This is a genomic window from Gordonia rhizosphera NBRC 16068, assembly GCF_000298195.1.
GTDB classification, from domain to species: domain Bacteria; phylum Actinomycetota; class Actinomycetes; order Mycobacteriales; family Mycobacteriaceae; genus Gordonia; species Gordonia rhizosphera.
Genome location: NZ_BAHC01000070.1, coordinates 41,222 through 60,404 on the forward strand (window position 1 = coordinate 41,222; position 19,183 = coordinate 60,404).

General features: G+C 66.6%; 16 protein-coding genes and 1 pseudogene. 11 read left to right on the forward strand and 6 right to left on the reverse strand.

The genetic code is table 11. The annotated features are described in order from the left end of the window. The first annotated feature begins 72 nt into the window (after window positions 1-72). From GORHZ_RS08545 to GORHZ_RS08565, 5 genes are read left to right on the forward strand one after another with little or no spacing between them, the layout of a single operon-like run. The gene (locus tag GORHZ_RS08545) at window positions 73-1,542 is read left to right on the forward strand and encodes a class I adenylate-forming enzyme family protein (protein ID WP_006332095.1); all 1,470 of its coding nucleotides are present in this window, start codon (window positions 73-75) and stop codon (window positions 1,540-1,542) included. A gap of 39 nt (window positions 1,543-1,581) precedes the next feature. After that, window positions 1,582-3,372: a DUF3556 domain-containing protein gene (locus GORHZ_RS08550; RefSeq protein WP_006332096.1), complete on the forward strand. Its 1,791-nt coding sequence runs from the start codon at window positions 1,582-1,584 to the stop codon at window positions 3,370-3,372. 31 nt (window positions 3,373-3,403) lie between these two features. After that, window positions 3,404-4,813, forward strand: coding sequence for a phytoene desaturase family protein (locus tag GORHZ_RS08555; protein WP_006332097.1), 1,410 nt, complete (start codon window positions 3,404-3,406; stop codon window positions 4,811-4,813). A 36-nt stretch (window positions 4,814-4,849) separates the two neighbouring features. Continuing rightward, complete coding sequence (locus tag GORHZ_RS08560; RefSeq protein ID WP_006332098.1) at window positions 4,850-5,611, forward strand: SDR family NAD(P)-dependent oxidoreductase; 762 nt, start codon at window positions 4,850-4,852, stop codon at window positions 5,609-5,611. A gap of 10 nt (window positions 5,612-5,621) precedes the next feature. Then, the gene (locus tag GORHZ_RS08565; protein WP_006332099.1) at window positions 5,622-6,422 is read left to right on the forward strand and encodes an SDR family NAD(P)-dependent oxidoreductase; all 801 of its coding nucleotides are present in this window, start codon (window positions 5,622-5,624) and stop codon (window positions 6,420-6,422) included. 149 nt (window positions 6,423-6,571) lie between these two features. On the opposite strand, the gene GORHZ_RS08570 is transcribed toward GORHZ_RS08565, so the two are convergent. Both GORHZ_RS08570 and GORHZ_RS08575 read right to left on the reverse strand, forming a co-directional pair. After that, on the reverse strand, window positions 6,572-6,886 hold the full coding sequence (locus GORHZ_RS08570; protein ID WP_006332100.1) for an EthD family reductase: 315 nt from the start codon (window positions 6,884-6,886) through the stop codon (window positions 6,572-6,574). Window positions 6,887-7,171: 285 nt separating this feature from the next. Continuing rightward, window positions 7,172-8,080 carry a hypothetical protein gene (locus GORHZ_RS08575; RefSeq protein ID WP_051998811.1) on the reverse strand — a complete coding sequence of 303 codons (909 nt, stop codon included), beginning with the start codon at window positions 8,078-8,080 and terminating at the stop codon, window positions 7,172-7,174. Between the two features lie 249 nt (window positions 8,081-8,329). On the opposite strand from GORHZ_RS08575, the gene GORHZ_RS08580 reads away from it, so the two are divergent. Both GORHZ_RS08580 and GORHZ_RS08585 read left to right on the forward strand, forming a co-directional pair. Continuing rightward, window positions 8,330-9,214, forward strand: a complete 885-nt coding sequence (locus tag GORHZ_RS08580; RefSeq protein WP_006332102.1) for an aldo/keto reductase — start codon at window positions 8,330-8,332, stop codon at window positions 9,212-9,214. 44 nt (window positions 9,215-9,258) lie between these two features. Next, window positions 9,259-10,635 carry a PQQ-dependent sugar dehydrogenase gene (locus GORHZ_RS08585; protein WP_245551382.1) on the forward strand — a complete coding sequence of 459 codons (1,377 nt, stop codon included), beginning with the start codon at window positions 9,259-9,261 and terminating at the stop codon, window positions 10,633-10,635. Window positions 10,636-10,728: 93 nt separating this feature from the next. Here GORHZ_RS08585 and GORHZ_RS08590 read toward each other — a convergent pair whose 3' ends face one another. Next, the gene (locus tag GORHZ_RS08590) at window positions 10,729-11,766 is read right to left on the reverse strand and encodes a LacI family DNA-binding transcriptional regulator (RefSeq protein ID WP_006332104.1); all 1,038 of its coding nucleotides are present in this window, start codon (window positions 11,764-11,766) and stop codon (window positions 10,729-10,731) included. A gap of 212 nt (window positions 11,767-11,978) precedes the next feature. On the opposite strand from GORHZ_RS08590, the gene GORHZ_RS08595 reads away from it, so the two are divergent. Genes GORHZ_RS08595 through GORHZ_RS08605 form a run of 3 tightly spaced genes read left to right on the forward strand, consistent with a single transcriptional unit; the run spans window position 11,979 to window position 15,205 of the window. After that, on the forward strand, window positions 11,979-13,160 hold the full coding sequence (locus tag GORHZ_RS08595) for a Gfo/Idh/MocA family protein (RefSeq protein WP_006332105.1): 1,182 nt from the start codon (window positions 11,979-11,981) through the stop codon (window positions 13,158-13,160). Between the two features lie 26 nt (window positions 13,161-13,186). Then, window positions 13,187-14,143, forward strand: a complete 957-nt coding sequence (locus GORHZ_RS08600; RefSeq protein WP_006332106.1) for a sugar phosphate isomerase/epimerase family protein — start codon at window positions 13,187-13,189, stop codon at window positions 14,141-14,143. Window positions 14,144-14,191: 48 nt separating this feature from the next. Then, window positions 14,192-15,205 (forward strand): substrate-binding domain-containing protein, encoded by a 1,014-nt coding sequence (locus GORHZ_RS08605; RefSeq protein WP_006332107.1) that lies wholly within the window; start codon window positions 14,192-14,194, stop codon window positions 15,203-15,205. Window positions 15,206-15,340: 135 nt separating this feature from the next. On the opposite strand, the gene GORHZ_RS08610 is transcribed toward GORHZ_RS08605, so the two are convergent. Continuing rightward, window positions 15,341-16,360, reverse strand: coding sequence for an aldo/keto reductase (locus GORHZ_RS08610; protein ID WP_006332108.1), 1,020 nt, complete (start codon window positions 16,358-16,360; stop codon window positions 15,341-15,343). Window positions 16,361-16,414: 54 nt separating this feature from the next. Between GORHZ_RS08610 and GORHZ_RS08615 the strand changes: the two are divergent. Further along, window positions 16,415-17,323, forward strand: a pseudogene (locus GORHZ_RS08615) (helix-turn-helix domain-containing protein). A 74-nt stretch (window positions 17,324-17,397) separates the two neighbouring features. Here GORHZ_RS08615 and GORHZ_RS08620 read toward each other — a convergent pair. Both GORHZ_RS08620 and GORHZ_RS08625 read right to left on the reverse strand, forming a co-directional pair. Further along, the gene (locus GORHZ_RS08620; protein ID WP_040530824.1) at window positions 17,398-18,135 is read right to left on the reverse strand and encodes a FadR/GntR family transcriptional regulator; all 738 of its coding nucleotides are present in this window, start codon (window positions 18,133-18,135) and stop codon (window positions 17,398-17,400) included. A 104-nt stretch (window positions 18,136-18,239) separates the two neighbouring features. After that, the coding region (locus GORHZ_RS08625; RefSeq protein ID WP_006332131.1) for an Rv3169 family protein at window positions 18,240-19,183 on the reverse strand (944 nt) is incomplete at its 5' end.

Below are 19,183 nucleotides of genomic sequence, written 5' to 3' on the forward strand. Positions count from 1 at the left end.
GACGGTGTGAGAGGAGTCACTGATTTCTACGGTTATTGAGTACCTCAGAAAGCCCGATGTCAGGACTCGACCGTGATTCTCTCCTCTCTGCCCGATCGCCGCGCTGCGGCCGCTCCGACCGCCGCATGCCTCGACGACGACAGTGTCAGCCTCGACAATGCGGCCTTCCTCGACGCGGTACTTCGGGCGGCGTCGACCCTCCGTCGGCACTCGGTGGGCCGCGGTGACGTCGTCGCCGTCATGCTTCCCAACACCGTCGACCTCGTGGTCTCGTTGTTTGCCGCGTGGCGGCTGGGTGCGGCTGTGACGCCGCTGAATCCGTCGTTGTCGGCTGATGAGGCCGGCTATCAGGTGTCCGATGCCGACGCGAAGGTTCTCGTCGTCGCCGATCCGGTTGATCTGGGCGTGAGCGCCAGGGTGATCACGACCGGTGACCTGACCGCCGACCCGGCGGCCGACGACATCGAGCCGGTATCGGATCCGGCCGGTCTGGCGCTGTTGATCTACACCAGCGGTACCACCGGCCGCCCGAAAGGTGTGATGCTCGATCACGCCAACCTCGACGCGATGTGCGGCTCGGTCATCGATCACTTCGAGCTGACCGGGGCTGATCACAGCCTGCTGATCCTCCCGCTGTTCCACGTCAATGGCATCGTGGTGAGCACGCTGTCGCCGTTGATCGTCGGTGGCCGCGCCACGATTGCCGGTCGTTTCGACCCGCGCACCTTCTTCGGCCGTGTCGAGGGCAGCCGGGCCACGTACTTCTCGGCGGTCCCGACCATCTACACGATGCTTGCCGACCTGCCTGCCGAGCAGGCCCCGGACACTTCGTCGTTGCGTTTCGCCGTGTGCGGTGCCGCCCCGGCCAGCGTGGAACTGCTTGACAGGTTCGAAAACCGTTACGGGGTCCCGATCGTTGAAGGGTACGGCCTGTCGGAGGGGTCGTGCGCCAGCACCGCCAATCCGCTGCATGGCAAGCGTAAGCCGGGCACCGTCGGGCTGCCGCTGCCGGGCCAGACCATCCGTATCGCCGGCTCCGATGGCCGCCCGGTCGCCGACGGCGAACCCGGTGAGGTGCTGATCTCCGGCCCGAACGTGATGCGCGGCTATCTCAACCGTCCCGAGGAGAACGCGAAGACCCTGGTCGACGGATGGCTGCACACCGGCGACATCGGTGTCATCGACTCCGACGGCTACCTGATGCTGGTCGATCGTGCCAAGGACATGATCATCCGCGGCGGAGAGAACATCTACCCCAAGGAGATCGAGACGGTTGCCTACCGGCTGCCGGAGGTCGCCGAGGCCGCCGTCGTCGGCCGCGCCAACCCGCTGTATGGGGAAGAGCCGGTGATGTTCGTGTCCGCGACGGCCGGGCACTCGATCGACGTCGACCGGGTCCGTGAGCACCTGGCCGTAGCACTCGCGAAATACAAATGGCCCGCCACGATCACGGTCCTCGACGAACTGCCGAAGAATCCGCTGGGCAAGATCGACAAACCCACACTGCGCAAACGCGTCACCGCCGCCTCGGCCTCTGCTTGATCCACTTCCCACCGCCACACCGAATCAGGAGAAATCACAATGGGATTCACCAAGCCCGACCTCCCCGCGGTCGATCCGCAGGAGTTCCTGCGCCGACCGCTTCAAGAGCGTCTGCGTATCTTGAGCACGAACTGGGTCGAACACGGCTTCGGCTCGCCGTGGATGGTCCACACCATCTACATCATGAAGCTCGTCTTCTTCTACGCCCTCGGCGGCGTCATCGTCGCGACCGCCACCTCGGGTCTGCCGGCGTTCTGGCATGTCGCCGAGTGGTGGAATCAGCCGATCGTCTACCAGAAGTTCGTCCTGTGGACCGTGCTGCTGGAAGCCATCGGCGTCGCGGGCTCGTGGGGTCCGCTGGCCGGCAAGGTCAAGCCGATGACCGGCGGTATCCGGTTCTGGGCACGCCCGGGAACCATCCGGTTGCGCCCCTACAAGTGGGTTCCGTTCACCGCCGGTGACCGTCGCACCTGGTTCGACATCGGGGTGTACCTGGCTCTGTTGGTCACCCTTGTTATCACCCTGGTGATGCCCGGTGTGGCGAGTTCTTCGATGTCGGAGATGTTGCCGGACAACACGTCCGGGCTGGTGAATCCGGCACTGCTGATCGCTCCGATGGCGCTGCTGGTGCTGATCGGTCTCCGTGACAAGACCATCTTCCTCGGTGCCCGCGGTGAGCAGTACCTGCCCGCGATGTTTTTCTTCACGGTGCTGGGATTCGTCGACATGATCATCGCGCTGAAACTGCTGATCGTCGTCGTCTGGGTCGGTGCCGGTGTGTCGAAGTTCGGCAAGCACTTCGCCAACGTCATCCCGCCCATGGTCAGCAACAGCCCGGCGATTCCGTTCAAGTGGCTCAAGCGTGCGCACTACCGGGACTTCCCCAATGATCTGCGTCCCTCGAAGCTCGCCGAGTTCATGGCCCACGTCCTGGGTACCACGGTCGAGATCGCCGCTCCGCTGGTCCTGCTGTTCTCCACCAACAAGACGCTCACCATCGTCGCTGCTGTCGGGATGGTCGCGTTCCACCTGTTCATCATCTCGACGTTCCCGCTCGCGGTGCCGTTGGAGTGGAACGTGCTGTTCGCCTACACGACGCTGTTCCTGTTCATCGGTTTCCCGTCGTGGGACGGTTACGCGGTCACCGACATGTCCTCGTGGTGGCTGCTGGCCGTGATCGTTGCCGGACTGTTGTTCTTCCCGATCCTGGGCAACTTCCGCCCCGACAAGGTGTCCTTCCTCCCGTCCATGCGGCAGTACGCCGGTAACTGGGCTTCGGCGACATGGGCATTCGCGCCGGGTGCCGAGGAGAAGCTGAACAAGGTCACCCGCTCCGCATCCAACACCGTCGACCAGTTCGTCGCGTTCGGCTACGAGCCGGAGTGGGCCGAGGTCACCATGAACCAGCCGGTCGCCTGGCGGTCGATGCACAGCCAGGGGCGCGGACTGTTCTCGGTGCTGCTCAAGTCGGTCCCCGACATCGACACCCGCATCGTGCGGGAAGCCGAGTTCATCTGTAACACGCTGATCGGCTTCAACTTCGGTGACGGACACCTGCACAACGAGGACCTGATCGCCGCCGTGCAGACCGAAGCGCAGTTCGAGCCCGGTGAGCTGATCGTGGTCTGGGTCGAGTCGCAGGCCTGGGGCAGCTCGGTGCAGCACTACAAGGTGATCGACGCGGCGCTCGGCGTGATCGAGCGGGGTACCTGGAAGGTCGCCGACGCCGTCGCTGCCCAGCCGTGGTTGCCCGACGGTCCGATCCCGACCGAGGTCACCTTCTCGCTGGCCAATGGCCGCCATGGCCAGGGTCACGGGGTGCAGGCGTGAACACCCGACCGCAAGCGAAGGCAACTCGACGATGAGTACCGCAACGGTCGTCGGCAGCGGGCCGAACGGGCTCGCTGCCGCCCTCACCCTGGCGCAGGCCGGACTGGACGTCACGGTGCTCGAGGCCGCCGACGAGATCGGCGGCGGCACCCGCACCAGCGAGGCGTTGGTGCCCGGCCTGCTGCACGACCACTGCTCGGCGATCCATCCGATGGCCGTCGGTTCCCCGTTCCACAGCGACTTCGGGCTCAGCGACTATGGCCTCGAATGGCGGTGGACCGACCTCGACTGCGTGCATCCACTCGATGACGGCAGCGCCGGGGTGTTGCACCGCTCCGTGGACGACACCGCGGCAGGCCTCGGCCGGGACGGTTCGACATGGCGCGCTCTGTTCGGTGGTCCGGCATCGCATTTCGATGCTCTGTCCGACGACATCATGGGCCCGTTGCTGCGCGTGCCGTCCCATCCGCTCGCCCTGGCCCGGTTCGGTGCGCCGACGGTGCTGCCGGCATCGGCACTAGCGAGGGTGTTTCGCACCGAGGGCGCCCGAGCGTTGTTCGGAGGTGTTGCGGCGCACACGTTCCGGCCGCTGCACCTCCCGATGACCTCGGCCATCGGGCTCGGCATCATCACCGCCGGTCACCGGCATGGGTGGGCGGTAGCCGCGGGTGGGTCACGCGCGATCACCGATGCGATGGCCGCCAAACTGGCCGACCTCGGCGGCAAGATCGAGACCGGCACCCGCGTCACATCGGTGGCGGACCTGCCGCCCTCGGACGTACTCATGTTCGACCTGTCGCCCGAGGCGGTCGCCGACATCCTCGGCGATCGGCTGCCGGCGCGAGTGTCCCGCGCCTACCGCCGATTCCGGCGAGGGCCGGGCGCATTCAAGGTCGACTTCGCCGTCGAAGGCCCGGTGCCATGGACCAACGCCGACGCCCACAAGGCGGGCACCGTGCACCTGGCCGGGACGTTCGCCGAACTCGCGGCGACCGAGCGCGACATCGCCGCCGGGCGCATGCCGCAACGGCCGTTCGTGCTCGTCGGGCAGCAGTACCTCGCGGACCCGCAGCGGTCGGTCGGCAACATCCATCCGATCTGGAGCTATGCGCATGTGCCCAACGGCTACACCGGCGACGCGACCGAGGCGATCATCGCCCAGATCGAGCGCTTCGCGCCGGGATTCCGTGAGCGGATCGTCGGGCACACGGTGCGGTCGGCGACCGCGATGGGGCAGTACAACGCCAACTACAGAGGGGGCGACATCATGACCGGCGCCAAGGACATCCGGCAGTTGACCTTCGGGCCTCGCGTGACCTTGTCGCCGTACTCAACGGGTGTTGCCGGCGCCTACATCTGTTCGGCGGCCACCCCGCCGGGGCCGGGTGCTCACGGCATGGCCGGCTACCACGCCGCCTGCAAGGCACTTTCGGAAATCTGAAAAAGACTCTACAACAGAGAAATTGGAGAAGTTAACATGAACGATCTCTCGGGTCGTCGCGCCATTGTTTCCGGTGGCGCACGCGGAATCGGGCGGGCGATCGCCGAACGTCTGGTCGCCGGCGGCGCCAGGGTGGCGATCGCCGATATCAACGGTGACGGGGCCAGGGCGGCTGCCGCCGAACTCGGCCACGGGTGTATCGGCGTCGCCTGTGACGTCCGGTCCACCGCTGATGTGACCGCTGCTGTTGCGGCCGCGGTCGATGGGTTCGGCGGACTGGATCTTCTGGTGAACAACGCCGGCATCGAGATCGCCAAGCCGGTGATCGACCTCACCGACGAGGAGTTCACCCGCATCCTCGACATCAACGTCACCGGCACGTTCCGGTTCACCAAGGCCGCTGTGCCGGCGCTGGCGCAGGCCGAGGGCGCCGCGATCGTCAACATGGCGTCGGTGGCCGGAACCGCGGGCGGACCGCTGCTCAGCGCGTACTGCGCCTCCAAGGGTGCGGTCGTGCGGTTCACCGAATCGGTGGCGATCGAGTTGCGCGCCCAGGGCATCCGCGTCAACGCGGTCTGCCCGGGCATCGTGCAGACCGAGATGGCCGACCGGCTGGCCGGCCCGGTCGAGGCGATCTCCCCGATCCCGTTCGACGAACTGATCGCGCTGAAACAGGGCCGGTTCGGCGCTCCCGAGGACGTCGCGGAGATGGTCGCCTTCCTGGCCTCCGCCGAGACCCCCTTCATCACCGGCAGCCACTATCTGGTCGACGGTGGCCTGACCGCAAACCTCTTCTAGGAGAACACCAATGACAAAGAATGAAACTCTCGCCAAGTCCGAACAGGCCGCCGATTCGCTGGCCGGGAAGGTCGCCGTGGTGACCGGTGCCGCCCGCGGCATCGGCCTCGAGGTCGCCCGCAGCTATGCCGCGCACGGCGCCAAGGTCGTCATCTCCGACATCGACGACGCCGCCGCTGCCGACGCCGCCGGAACGGTTCCGGACGCTTCGGCGCGCCGGTGCGACGTCCGCGACGAGGACAGCGTGTCCGACCTGATCGATCACACGCTGAACCTGCACGGGCAGGTGGACATCGTCGTGGCCAATGCGGGCATCGCCAGCGTGTCGCCGCTGGCCGAGATGTCGTTCGAGATGTGGCGCACCATGATGTCGATCAACCTCGACGGGGTGTTCCTCACCGTGAAGCACGCGGCGCGCGCGATGATCGCCGCGGGCACACCGGGGTCGATCATCACCGTGGGGTCGGTCACCGCGCTGCATGGTACTCCGCTGGTCGGGCATTACGGCGCGGCGAAGGCGGCGGTGGTCAACCTGTCCAAGACCGCTGCGCTCGAGTTGCGGCCGCACGGCATCCGGGTCAACTCGATCCTGCCGGGCTTCGCCGAGACGGCGCTGGTCACGAGCAACAAACAGTCCTACAGCGACACCGTGGGCGTGGACTTCGATGCGATCATCAAGCAAGCTCAGGGCGGTTACGTGTCCGTCGAGGACGTTGCCGCGCTGGCGCTGTTCCTCGCGTCGGACCGGGCGTCGTTCTGCACCGGCGGCGGGTACGTCGTCGACGGTGGGTTGACGGCCAGCCTGTTCTGACAGCGGTCCCCAACCGCGGGGCGGCACCGTCGACGGTTCGAGTGGTGTGAGGTTGCGAAGTCTCACGGAGGGTTGCCTCCGTGAGACTTCGCTCGTACCCGCCCGATGCTCGTCGAGCGCCCGGACGTCGGTGATACCGCGGGATGCCGTCAGGTGCGAACCGAGACCTCATCCTGCACAAACATCGTGACCCCGCCACTGGCGAAATTGGGGACGTCGCCAGCGGCCACCGTCATTTCGGGGGATCCCAGACCCGCCTGCAGCGCCTCGGCGTCGGCGAAGAAGAGATTGGCCACCGCGTAATACGGCGGCTGCGAGCCGTCGAGCGACGAGGCCTTTCCCCAGGTGAATTCGGTCAATCCGGGTACGGCATTCGCCAGCGGGATGTGGACCCGTTCGTAGTACTCGTCGAATGCTTCCGGATCGGTCGGATGTCCATAGCACACGGCAACACGAACAGTCATCGGGGAATCACTACTCCTTGTCGGTCTTGGCCACGAGGGTGAGAACGTCATAGGTCGCCCCATGTTCGTCGTTCTTGATTGGTCACGACCACACCCCGGTGCACCCCACCATAGTCGGCGCTTTGCCGTGGGGTGTTCTGTTTCGCGGTGAGGGTGACGGTGAGGTTATGAATACCAATCATTCGGTCGGCAAAGACGAGCGTGGATCGCCGTGCCGCTGGGACGCCACTGGGATCTCAGCAACGGAGATCGCGAGACTCCCAGGCGATCAGGGCGGCTGCATGCTCATGACAGCTGCCGAGCATCCGCGGTCAGTGTGTTCGTGATTGCGGCAGCAACGGTCGTGAGTTCCTGCCGCGCGACCTCCCACCCGAGGTCGGGGGACCCTCGACCCAAGAGCACGACCGCGAACCGGCCAGACTCTCCGATGAGTCCCGCGCTGTGCAGATAGAGCGATCCGTCCGGACAACACATCCATCCCTGCTTCGCGGCAGCCCCGCCCACGTCGGGTGAGAGGAGTCCGTAATCCTGCAGGAAGCCGTCGGCGGCCAGTGCGGGGGCGAATGCGAGGGGCGTGAGGATCAGATCCCGTTCTGCCGCGGACAGACCCATCACATATCGGTAGACCAGCGCGACATCAATCGCCGTGATGGTCGTTTGCCCCCAGAACTCGGGGAGGGCGGGCGGTGCGGTCCCCGTGAGACCGAGGCGCTCGACGACGCGGGCAATCGCGGCGGGTCCGTCGAAGCGGGTCCAGAGTTCATTCATTGCGAGGTCGTCGCTCGGCCCCAGGGCGCGCCCGATCAGCCCGAGGTCTGGTTCGCCCAGGATGGTCCCGGCATCGCGGTGACGATCGACGATGTCGACGGCCAGGATCAGTTTCGCCAGGGATGCCGACAGGGTGGGTGTGGTTGCCGACGAGTTCGCCGAGATCCGATCGTCTCGGCGGTCGAGTATCGCGATGTCGACGTCGATGGTTCCGAGGTCGGCCGCGGTCGTCTCGCCCAACGCCACCGCCCGCTGTGCGGCACTCTGGGTGGGCCCGCGCCCGGTGGGCTGCTCGGTACCGGCTGCAGCCAGGATCGTGGTGGGGGCGTGCAGGGCCAACGGCGCCGCGACCATGATCGCGATGAACAGCGCCATCCATCGCGGCCATCCGTGCCGGCCGCCGCCCAGTGCGGGCGAAGTTGCCATCGATCACCACCTGCGTCGAGCCGGATGCCGGACCGCGTTCGACTGGCCGCCCGATGAGCGCCATCAGTCGTTAGTCCTTATCCCACTCGTTCATCTGCAACACGATCGTGGTCGCCGGTGTTCCCCCGCGGCGTCTCTCGATGGTCGTCAGGCCGGGCGACCTCGAGCGTCGCGGTGAGTGGGAGGTCCTGTCATTACCGGGTTCGTCAGTCACTCCCCGAGGTGTGAGGATCTTCTTAGGGTGGATTCATGACCGTCCCGACATTGACACTGAACAACGAAGTACAGATCCCTGCGCTCGGATTCGGGGTCTTCCAGACGCCGCCTGAGGAGACCGCTGCGGCGGTCTCGACCGCTCTCGACGTCGGATACCGCCACATCGACACCGCGGCCGCCTACCTGAACGAACGAGGCGTCGGTGAGGCGATCGCACGGTCGGGCCTCGACCGCTCCGAGGTGTTCCTCGAGACCAAGGTCTGGATCACCGACTACGGCTATGACGCCACCCTGCACGCGTTCGACAAGAGTGCGGGAAAACTCGGTGTCGAGCAGATCGACCTGCTCATCCTGCACCAAGCCCTGCCCGGCGAGTTCGACCTCACCATCGATGCCTACCGGGCGCTGGAGAAGCTGTACGCCGATGGGCGGGTGCGCGCCATCGGTGTCAGCAACTTCATGCCTGTCCACCTCGAGCGTTTGTTGAACGTGACGTCGGTGGTACCGGCCATCAACCAGATCGAGGTGCATCCGTACTTCCGGCAGACCGCAGTTCTCGACGCCGACGCCGCACACGGCATCGTGTCGCAGGCGTGGTCGCCGATCGGAGGGATCACCTTCTACCGGGACGGGTCAAAGGGATCCACGCTCGACGACCCGGTGATCGGGCAGATCGCCGCGGAATACGGCAAGACACCCGCCCAGGTGATGCTGCGCTGGCATCTGCAGCAAGGGCGACAGGCCATCCCGAAGTCGGTGACCCCGTCGCGGATCGCCGAGAACTTCGACATCTTCGACTTCGTGCTGACAGATCAACAACTCGAGGCCATCGACACGCTCGATACCGGAATCCGGGGCGGTCCGAAGCCCGAGGTGATCACCCGTGAACGGTTCGGGCTCGAGATCCCCGAGGCGTAGCAGAGCACGGCGGTGGCGGGGACAGACGCAGTACCGTTGAGACGGTGAGTAGTGTCGTGACAACACCCCTCAAGCCCAACCGACGCGTCCGGTGGGGCCGCCGATGTGGTCAGATCGCGATGGTGGCCGTCCTGACCGGCGCCGGTGTCGCCTGCAGCGAAGACGGAGGATCGGGCGAGTCGGGTGTTGCCGCAGCCCCGTCGACGCTGCCGTCGACGATGAATGCTGCTCGGCTGCTGCCTGTTCCACTGACCACGGCACCGGGCACCGACGCCGGGTCCGCAGCCGGGCACTCACTCAACCTGCCGCAGGGATGGAATGTCCGGGTGTGGGCGAACGTCCCGGAGGCACGCATGGCGGCGTGGACCTCCGACGGGAAGCTGGTGGTCTCCACCGGGCAGAACGGTTCGTTGGTCCTGCTCAGTCCGAACGGGCCAGACCAAGCGCCCACCACCACAACACTTCTCGACGGTCTCGACAACCCGCAGGGCATCGCGTTCACCGACGACAACGGCCGCGAGCTGATGATCGTCGGTGAATCGGGCCGCATCGTCTCGTGGGACTACCGCGACGGCGCGCTGAGCAATCGACGGGTGGTCATCGACGGCCTTCCCGACGACGGCAACCACCCGGCCAAGATGGTCGCCGTTCGCGACGGAACGATCGCCTACAACGTGGGATCGGCGACCAACCGTGACCCGGTCGATCGCACGTCGAACCCGCAGCGGGCCACCATCGCCGAGGTCGCACAGGACGGGACGGGCAACCGCACCCTGGCGGTCGGGGTGCGCAACGGAGAGGGGTTGTCGTTCGCACCTGACGGCACCCTGTTCACCGCGGTCAACCAGGGCGACAACCAGCCCTACCCGTTCCGCGACGACCAGGGCGACTACGGGCGCGTCGTCCGAAGCTACGTCAACGAGAATCCGGTCGAGCAGGTGTCGCGGATCGGCCCGGGCACCGATCTGGGGTGGCCGTACTGCGTTCCGAACTCGGGCGGGACCGCTGAGCTGCTCGACATCGGATACGTGAACGACCCCATCAACAACCCCGACGGCGACCGGCTCGACTGCAACAGCATCGGACGGACCATGCTGGGCCTGCCCGCGCACAGCGCCCCCATCGGCTTCGTGTTCACCCAGGGTTCGGCGTTACCCGAATCCCTGTCCGGCGGAGCGCTGATCACTGCGCACGGATCATGGAACCGGCAGCCGCCCCGGGAACCGTATGTCGCCTACAGCCGGTGGGATGACGCCACCAGATCGTTGACGACACCGACCGTGCTGGTCACCGGTTTCCAGAACGCCGACGGATCCCGTTGGGGCCGAAGCGTGGACGCCGTCCCCGGCCCGGACGGATCGATCTACGTCACCGACGACACCGCCGGGCTGGTCTACCGCCTCACCCCGCCGGCCGAGTAGGCGGGCCAACTGTTCTTCCCCTGGACTTGCGATGGTCCCCCGGCTGCAGGCACCGGAGGATCGCGGGTGTGGGGGACGAAGTTGGCGGGCAGGTCAGGTAACCGCCGGAACGGCGGCCGATGTCTTGCGCGGCTGCAGGGTCGGGTCGAGCAGCGTCACCGTTCGTGCCGCGTCGGGCTCGGCGATCCGCGTGATGAGGCGTTGTACCGCAAGCTTTCCCATGTCGGTGTAGTTGTTGTCCAGGGTTGTCAGGCCGATGTAGCCGATCCGGGCGAGATAGCTGTTGTCGTAGCCGACCACGCTGACGTCAGCGGGGGTCTCGAGTCCCAGCGTCTGTGCGAGCGACATGGTGATCACCGCCGCGTAGTCGTTGTTGGCGAGGATCGCGGTCGGTCGTGGGTCGCGCGACAGCAGTGCCATCGCCGCCGTCCGGTCACCCTCCTCGGACCGGTCGCTGACCTCGACGAGGATGAGTCCGTCGAGACCGTGGCGTCGCATCTCGTCGCGGTAGCCCTCGGCGCGGAGATCCGCGGCGCGGCCGGTGCCGGCGAGATGAGCGATGCGGCGGTGCCCGAGACTCACGAGATGTTCGATGGCACGTGCGGCGCCGGCCCGGTCGTCGCCGGTCACCACGTCGACGTTGGGGAGGTCGGGTTCGCGGCCGGCGGCGACGACGGTGGGCAGCGTGCGTGCGGTCGTCAGCAGATGAGCGGCCGGGGGGAGAGTACCGAGGCACAGCAGCCCGTCGACGCGGGCCTCGACGAAGGCGTCGAGCACCGAGGCGTCTTTCTCCAGGCCGAAGTCCTCCGACAGGAACAGCGTGAGTCCGTGCGCGGTGAGCTCGGCCCGGACTGAGGCGAGCAGGTCGATGAACCAGGGATTGCGCAGGTCGGACAGGATCGCGCCGACGGTGTGGGTGCGTTGGGCGGCCAGCGCCCGCGCCGCCGCGTTCGCGCGGTAGCCGAGTTCGTCGGCGGCACGCAGGACCGCGGCGCGATTGGCCTCACTCGCGCCGGGCTGGCCGCGCAGCACCAGCGAGACGAGCGACTTGGACACGCCCGCGCGCCGCGCGACGTCGACGATGGTCGGCCGGGTGCTCCGCCCGGGGGACGCGTCGTCTGTGGTGGTCACGGCAGCACTTCCTTCATGGGTCGAGGGTCTCGTCCGGTGGCCTGATGACTGGAACGATCCATGCCATTTTCCACCGTTGTCGCGTGGATTTCAACGATTGTTGAGTCGAGTGTTGACGATTCTTTGTGGTCTGGCTTACATTTGAGACCTGGAACGCTCCAAGTTGCGGACCAGGTCCTTCCAATCCAGTCTGAGAAAGCAGGGTCAGCCCCATGTCCTCCCGCCGCACGATTCGCGTCGCCCTCGTCGGAGCCGGTGCCGCAGGCCAGGCGCACGCCTTCGGTTTCCGCAATGTCTCGATGGCCGCCGGCCTCGACTCGGTCGCCATCGATCTGGCGACGGTCGTCGACCCCAACGTGGAGTTGGCCCGACGCACCGCCGACCGGTACGGCTACCGAGAGGCCACCGCCGACCTGCAGAGCGTGCTCGACGACCCGACCATCGACGCGATCAGCGTCGCGCTGCCCAACAGCGTGCACGCCGTTGTGCTGCCGGCGATCCTGGCCTCGGGCAAGCATGTGCTGGCCGAGAAGCCGATCGGGCGTAACGCCACCGAGGCCGCCGAGCTGGTGGCGCTGGCCGAGCAGTCGGCCGCGGTGACCGGTGTCGGGTTCTCGTTCCGGCGCCTGCCCGGTCTGGCCGCGGTCCGCGACGCGGTCGCCGGCGGCGCCATCGGATCGGTGCGCAGTTTCACCGCCTGGTACAACGCCGACTACGGCGCCTCGGCCGACGCCCCGTTCTCCTGGCGCTATGCCAAGGAGACCGCCGGCGCGGGTGCGCTGATCGACATCGGTACCCATGCCATCGACAGCGTCCAGCACGTCGTCGGCCCGATCCGGCGGGTCGTGTCCGCGACCCTGCACACGGCGATCACCGAACGGCCGATCCCGGGCTCCGATCAGACCGGCGTCGTCGACACCGACGACGTCGCGCTGCTCACCGTCGAAACCGAGAACGGCGCCATCGGGCAGATCCACGTCAGCCGGATCGCTGTCGGCTTGCCCAACTCGCTCGGCGTGCAGGTGCACGGCGAGAAGGGCCACGCCCGTTTCGATTCGATCGCCGCCGGCGAGTTCCATATTCACCTCGACGACGGTCCCGCAGCGCTGTCCGGTCCGCGGCGTGTGTTCACCGGGCCGCAGCACCCCTACTTCTCCGACGTCGCGGCCATGCCGGGTGGGGGAGTCGGCACGGGATACGCCGAGGCGTTCGTCGCGGAGATCCAGCATTTCGTGCGCTGCATCCTCGCCGGCGAGCCGATGGACACCAGCTTCCCGTCGGCGCTGCGGGTGATGCGCGTCGTCGACGCCGCCTCGCTCGCCGCCGCCGACGGCACCGCCGTCGACATCGACACCATCGTCGAACGCACCGCTCCCGCGGTCAGCCACGCCTGATACCTACGAATCCGATTGGATCACCGATGAATTCGCCTCTTTCCGACACCGACCTGCAGCCCGTCGCCGACCCGGCGTTCGCCCGCCTGAGCCTGGGCACCGCCCCGGACTCGTGGGGGATCTGGTTTCCCGACGACCCGAAACAGCCGCACTGGAGCACCTTCCTCGACGAGGTCGTCGAGGCGGGGTTCTCCACCATCGAACTCGGCCCGTACGGCTACCTGCCCACGAACCCCGAACAGCTCAGGGACGAGCTGGGTAAGCGGGGACTGTCGCTGACCGGCGGCACCGTCGGCACCGCCTTGCATCGCGGCCCCGAGGCCTTCGAGCAGGTCCGCAAGGACGCGTTCGACGTCTGTGAGCTGTTGGCGGCCTTCGATGTTCACCATCTGGTGGTATTGCCCGAGCAGTACACCGACCTGCACACCGGCGCACTGACCCAGGCCGCCGAACTGACCGCGGACGAATGGCGCGGCCTGACCGAAGGGCATTCGGCGCTGGGGCGGCTGGTCGCCGACGCCTTCTCGGTCACGCAGGGTTTCCACCCGCACGTCGACACTCACGTCGACAGTCAGAACTTCATCGAGAAGTTCCTCGACGACACCGATCCGGACACCGTGTCGCTGTGCCTGGACACCGGGCACGTCTCGTACTGCTCGGGCGACAACGGCGAGATCATCTCGCGCTACCCCGACCGGATCAGCTACATCCACCTCAAGCAAGTCGATCCCGGTATCGCGGCCAAGGCGCGCGAGGACCATGTCGGGTTCTACGAGGCGGTGCAGCGTGGTGCGATGGTCGAACCACCGCTGGGTGTGCCGACGATGGAGCCGCTGCTGGCCGACCTCGCCGCCTTGAACCGGGACCTGCGCCTGATCATCGAGCAGGACATGTATCCGGCGCCGCCGGGAAGCGCCAAGCAGATCGCCATCCGCACCCGTGAGTACTTCGCCGGCATCGGCCTGCTGCCCGCCCAGAAGTAACCACATCCCAACACCTTTCGCACTATCGTCAACCAAAGGAGCACGACGATGAGAACACCACTACGGCGCCGGCGCGCGGTGACGGTCGCGGTTGCTGCGGTCGCGGCCACGACCCTGGCCCTGGCGGGCTGCTCGAGCACCGGCGGGAAACCGGACTCGGGCGGCAACGGGCTGTCTGCGGGTCAGGCCGACACGCCCCGCTACACGGTCGCCATGATCACCCACGGCGTGCCCGGCAACGCGTTCTGGGATCTCGTCCAGAAGGGCGCCGAAACTGCCGCGGCGAAGGACAACATCGACCTGAAGTACTCTGCCGATCCGCAGGCACCCAATCAGGCGAATCTCGTGCAGACAGCGATCGATTCGAAGGTGAACGGGATCGCCGTGACACTGGCGAAGCCCGACGCGATGGCGCCGGCGGTCGGCCGGGCACTGGAGGCGGGAATCCCCGTGGTGGGCCTCAACTCCGGGTTCGACCAGTGGCAGGCGATGGGAGTCCAGCAGTTCTTCGGACAAGACGAGAACATCGCCGGTGAGGCGGCAGGTAAGCGGCTCGCCGACGAGAATGCCAAGCACGTACTGTGCATCGTGCACGAGCAGGGCAACGTCTCGCTCGAATCCCGTTGCGACGGAGTCGAGAAGGGCCTCGGCGGCACGGCGACGCTGGAGCGCATCAACGTGAACAGTGCCGACATGCCGTCGGTGAACGCTTCGCTCACGGCGAAGCTGCAGCAGGACCCGTCGATCGACCGGATCATCGCGCTCGACGCATCGATCGCGATGACCGCGGTGGATGCCAAGGGCACCGCGGGCAGCGACGCGCGCGTGGCGACCTTCGACACCAATGCCGCACTCGTCGACGCGATCCGCAGCGGCCAGGTGGAGTGGGCGGTCGACCAGCAGCCGTTCCTGCAGGGCTACCTGGCGGTCGATTCGCTGTGGCTCTACCTGACCAACGGCAACATGATGGGCGGCGGGCAGGCAGTCCTCACAGGTCCGGCGTTCATCGACAAGACCAATATCGACTCCATCGCGGAGTACGCCAAGGCAGGTACCCGCTGACGTCCCGGTAGGTCACATAGCAGGTGGTCCACGACAACGTGTCGTCGTGGACCACCTGCTCATGGTGAAACCCTTCGGGTGCCTCCGACAGAACTGTGGAAGCTGCTGTCACACCTCGAGATTGTCCGTAGGTTCTCAGACTCGCCTGAGAGCCTCGGGCGTGAGTTCGTGTGCACCGTAGCTGTTGTCATCCGGGTTGATCGTCACGCCCGGTGCGACGAGCTCGTCGATCCGGTCCAGGACCCCGGTCGACAGTCTGATGTCGGCAGCGGGCAGGTAGGACTCGAGCTGCTGCATCGTGCGCGGGCCGACGATGGCCGCCGTGACGCCGGGGTGGTTGATCACAAAAGCGATGGCCAGCTCGATCAGCGCCATCCCGGACTGCTCGGCGAGCAGGGCGAGTTCCTCGACGATGTCGAGCTTGCGCTGGTTGGCTGGGCTGGACATGTCGAAGCGGGCGTTTGGTCGTGCACTCGACGTGGGGGAGGCGGCGGCGTCCTTGCGCCACCGACCCGACAGCCAACCGCCGGACAGTGGGCTGTAGGTCAGGCTGCCCATGCCGTGGCGTTGCACGGTCGGCAACACATCCCCCTCGATGCCGCGCACCAGAATCGAGTACGGCGGCTGTTCGGTGACGAACCGGGAGAAGCGGTTCTGCTTCGCCGCCCATTGCGCTTCGACGATCTGGGAACCGGAGAACGACGACGAGCCGATGTAGCGGACCTTGCCCGCGTGCACCAGATCGGTCAGCGCGCCGAGGGTTTCCTCGATATCGGTGTCGGGACTCGGCCGGTGAACCTGGTACAGGTCGATGTGGTCGGTGTTCAGCCGCTCGAGGGAGCTCTCGACCTCGCGGATGATCCACCGGCGCGACCCTCCACGGTGATTCGGGTCCTCACCCATCGGCATGAAGAACTTCGTCGCCAGGAACACGTCGTCACGCCGGCCGCGCAACGCCTCGCCGACGATCTCTTCGGACACACCCCCGGAGTACACGTCGGCGGTGTCCACGAAGTTGATCCCGGCGTCCAAGGCGGCGTGGATGATTCGGATCGAATCCTGTCTGTCGTTGTTACCCCACGGGCCGAACATCATGGCGCCCAGGCACAACGGGCTGACCTGCACCCCGGTGCGGCCGAGTGGACGATACTGCATGGTTTCCTTCTTTCATCGACGACTGCCTGATCGACGCTACGCACGCGAACAGCTCTGAGGGAGGCCCCGGCGACGAGCACCACCAGCGATGACCACCGCGCCCAGGTCCGGGAGTTCCTGACCACCCGGCGTGCCCGCATCACCCCCGAGCAGGCAGGCCTGCCCGCCTACGGCGGCAACCGGCGGGTCAAGGGGCTGCGCCGTGAGGAGGTGGCGCTGCTCGCCGGGGTCAGTATCGACTACTACGTGCGGATGGAACGTGGCAACCTGGCCGGGGCATCGGATGCGGTGCTCGAGGGGGTGGCGAGTGCGTTACAGCTCGACGACGCCGAGCGCGCCCACCTGTTCGATCTGGCGCGCGCCGCACAGACACATCCGTCACGACGACGCGCCAAGGCCACCGGTGTGACGGCCGGGATCCAGCAGGTTCTCGATGCGATCGTCGACGCACCGGCGTGGGTGCGTAACGCGCCACGACATGCTCGCCGCCAACCGGATGGCGCGGGCGTTGTATGCGCCGCTGCTGGACCGTGATTCGCGGCGTCCGCCCAACAATGCGCGGGTCGTGTTTCTCGATCCGGCATCGCAGGAGTTGTCGTCGACTGGGAACGCGCCGCCGACGACATCGCCGCGATGCTGCGCTCGGAGGCCGGGAGCAACCCGCACGACAAGCAGTTGATCGAGCTCATCGGTGAACTTTCCACCCGAAGTGAGGATTTCCGCACTCGGTGGGCGGCGCACAACGTGCGTTTCCACCGCACCGGGCACAAGAAACTGCACCACCCCGTCGTCGGGGATCTGGATCTGGACTTCGAGGCCATGGAGTTACCCGCCCACCCCGGGCTCACGCTGATCGTCTATACCGCACCCGCCGACACCCGCGCCGCGGACGGACTCAGACTGCTCGGCAGCTGGGCGGCGACCGCCGAGCAGTCCGGGGAGCTCAAAGCGCTGCGCAGCTGATCAGACCGCGTGGTCTACGACGAGTACGGGTGCCACAGCTCGACGAATCGGGGATGAACTCGTCGAGTGCACCGTCACTGGCCGCCTGCACCATCCGAAGATGCGCCAATCGCAGGGGCGCCGAGGTGCGTGGCCATCAAGCGGAATGCCACCGAGGGTTGCCGGTTGGCGATCGCATTCGTAATCTCGGTGTGGGCGCTCAGGGAGTGCTTCATCGCTGCGTCATCGCCAAGGAGGGTGTCCTCGTCAAACTGCCGGTAAGCAGCACGCGACACGGCCTCGATGAAGGTCGAGAGGACCTCGTTGTGGCTGGCTTTCGACACCGCGCTGTGCCATTGGATCTTGCAGTCGACGAAGTCTCGGGAGCTCTCGAATGCCTCGACGGTCCTGTCGTTGATCGATGTCAGCTCCGCGAGATCGTCGTTCGTACGGCGCTCGGCGGCGAAGTATGCACACCATGGCTCGATGACCCGTCGGGCTTCGACGAGCATCTCGGTGCTGGGCGCCCACCCTTCGAGGTGCAGCGCCACCGAACTCATGAAGGCCGACGCCGTGGGCCGCGACACTATCGAACCGCCCCGGCGACCCGTCTTGACGACGATGAGGCCTTGTCTCTGCAGTTGCCCGAGTGCGTCGCGGACCACCGACCGTGCTAGTCCGCTGTCCTCGACCAGTTGTCGCTCTGGCGGCAGTTGGGTCCCGACGGGGAACTCGCCCGAGATGATCTTGTCCCGGATCGTCTCGGCGAAGACATCGGCCGGTCGTGGGACCTTGACCGCCTCGATGTCGAGGCGTCCGCTTTCCTCACCCATGTCTTGGAATATAGGCGTCCCCGGCACGACTCACCCCCACTGTCCGCCCATATTCGGCAAAGCGGCGTCGACAAGCGGCCGAGTTTGCCCGGACGGGGCGGGATCTATCGGGTGACCGGAGGCGTTGTCGTCGCCGGGGCAATTCCCTCCGGTAGGCCCGATGGATGATGCGGTCCGATCGCGACGTGTTCGAAGAGGCCGAGTCCGACCGATCCGTCGGATCGTGTCGCCCTGCAGATCTGTTGGGCGTGGACGTTCTCGATCTTCGTCGGTACGGCGTCGGCGAGTTTCCAGGCGTCTGAGCCCACCGCGAGTCCTCCGTGGTCGGTGCCGTGTTTCCACGTCGGGTGGTAGTACCCGAGGCCCTGCATCAGGAACTCGGCCACCGGTTCGATCTCGATAGAGCGGGACACCGGTCCGCGGGGACCGACGGTCAGGGAGACGTGTCGTGCCCGTCTGGTTCCGGGCGCATAGTCGATGTCGAAACCGAAGGTGTCGCTGCGCAGGATCCTGTCCTCTTCGCCGTATGCAGGATCGTCGGGGCCGAGGAACGGGAGCACCGCGACGGTGCGGGCCTCACTGAGGCCCTCGGGTGTCTCGTTCACCGCGACGAGGAGGCATTCATCGTCGAATCGCAGCAGCGTCCACGCGAAGTAGATGGCGCTCTTGTGGGCAGAGTCCTTTCCTTCGGCTGCTGTGCCCGTGGTCCGTGAACCCCATGATCGGTCACGAAAACCCCACCAGTCGGTGCGGTCACACGACGTCGTCACCCCGTCCACGGTGAAGGAACCGGACCACTCGCCGAACTGAACCGTGCGCACCCGCTCGGCGATCAGTGTGTTTCCGGACTCCCGCCGCATCCTGCTGTCCTCGATGTGCTGGGTGACCGCGGTGAACGTCAGGTCGGCCGACATCCCGTCCTGCTCGTCGAGCGTGACACGCAGGACCTGCATCGGTTCCACGATCTCGAGCCGGAGGGGGCCCGCGACCATGTCGCGATCGCGGGTGAGCGGTGCCGAGGCGAAGGTGGAGCGCTGGACACCGTCGC

Excerpts from the sequence above, each read along its gene's own strand:
- GORHZ_RS08550 (WP_006332096.1), top strand. The coding sequence starts at position 1,582 with ATGGGATTCACCAAGCCCGACCTCCCCGCGGTCGATCCGCAGGAGTTC.
- GORHZ_RS08555 (WP_006332097.1), top strand. The coding sequence starts at position 3,404 with ATGAGTACCGCAACGGTCGTCGGCAGCGGGCCGAACGGGCTCGCTGCC.
- GORHZ_RS08560 (WP_006332098.1), top strand. The coding sequence starts at position 4,850 with ATGAACGATCTCTCGGGTCGTCGCGCCATTGTTTCCGGTGGCGCACGC.
- GORHZ_RS08565 (WP_006332099.1), top strand. The coding sequence starts at position 5,622 with ATGACAAAGAATGAAACTCTCGCCAAGTCCGAACAGGCCGCCGATTCG.
- GORHZ_RS08570 (WP_006332100.1), bottom strand. The coding sequence starts at position 6,886 with ATGACTGTTCGTGTTGCCGTGTGCTATGGACATCCGACCGATCCGGAA.
- GORHZ_RS08575 (WP_051998811.1), bottom strand. The coding sequence starts at position 8,080 with ATGGCAACTTCGCCCGCACTGGGCGGCGGCCGGCACGGATGGCCGCGA.
- GORHZ_RS08580 (WP_006332102.1), top strand. The coding sequence starts at position 8,330 with ATGACCGTCCCGACATTGACACTGAACAACGAAGTACAGATCCCTGCG.
- GORHZ_RS08595 (WP_006332105.1), top strand. The coding sequence starts at position 11,979 with ATGTCCTCCCGCCGCACGATTCGCGTCGCCCTCGTCGGAGCCGGTGCC.
- GORHZ_RS08600 (WP_006332106.1), top strand. The coding sequence starts at position 13,187 with ATGAATTCGCCTCTTTCCGACACCGACCTGCAGCCCGTCGCCGACCCG.
- GORHZ_RS08605 (WP_006332107.1), top strand. The coding sequence starts at position 14,192 with ATGAGAACACCACTACGGCGCCGGCGCGCGGTGACGGTCGCGGTTGCT.
- GORHZ_RS08610 (WP_006332108.1), bottom strand. The coding sequence starts at position 16,360 with ATGCAGTATCGTCCACTCGGCCGCACCGGGGTGCAGGTCAGCCCGTTG.
- GORHZ_RS08620 (WP_040530824.1), bottom strand. The coding sequence starts at position 18,135 with ATGGGTGAGGAAAGCGGACGCCTCGACATCGAGGCGGTCAAGGTCCCA.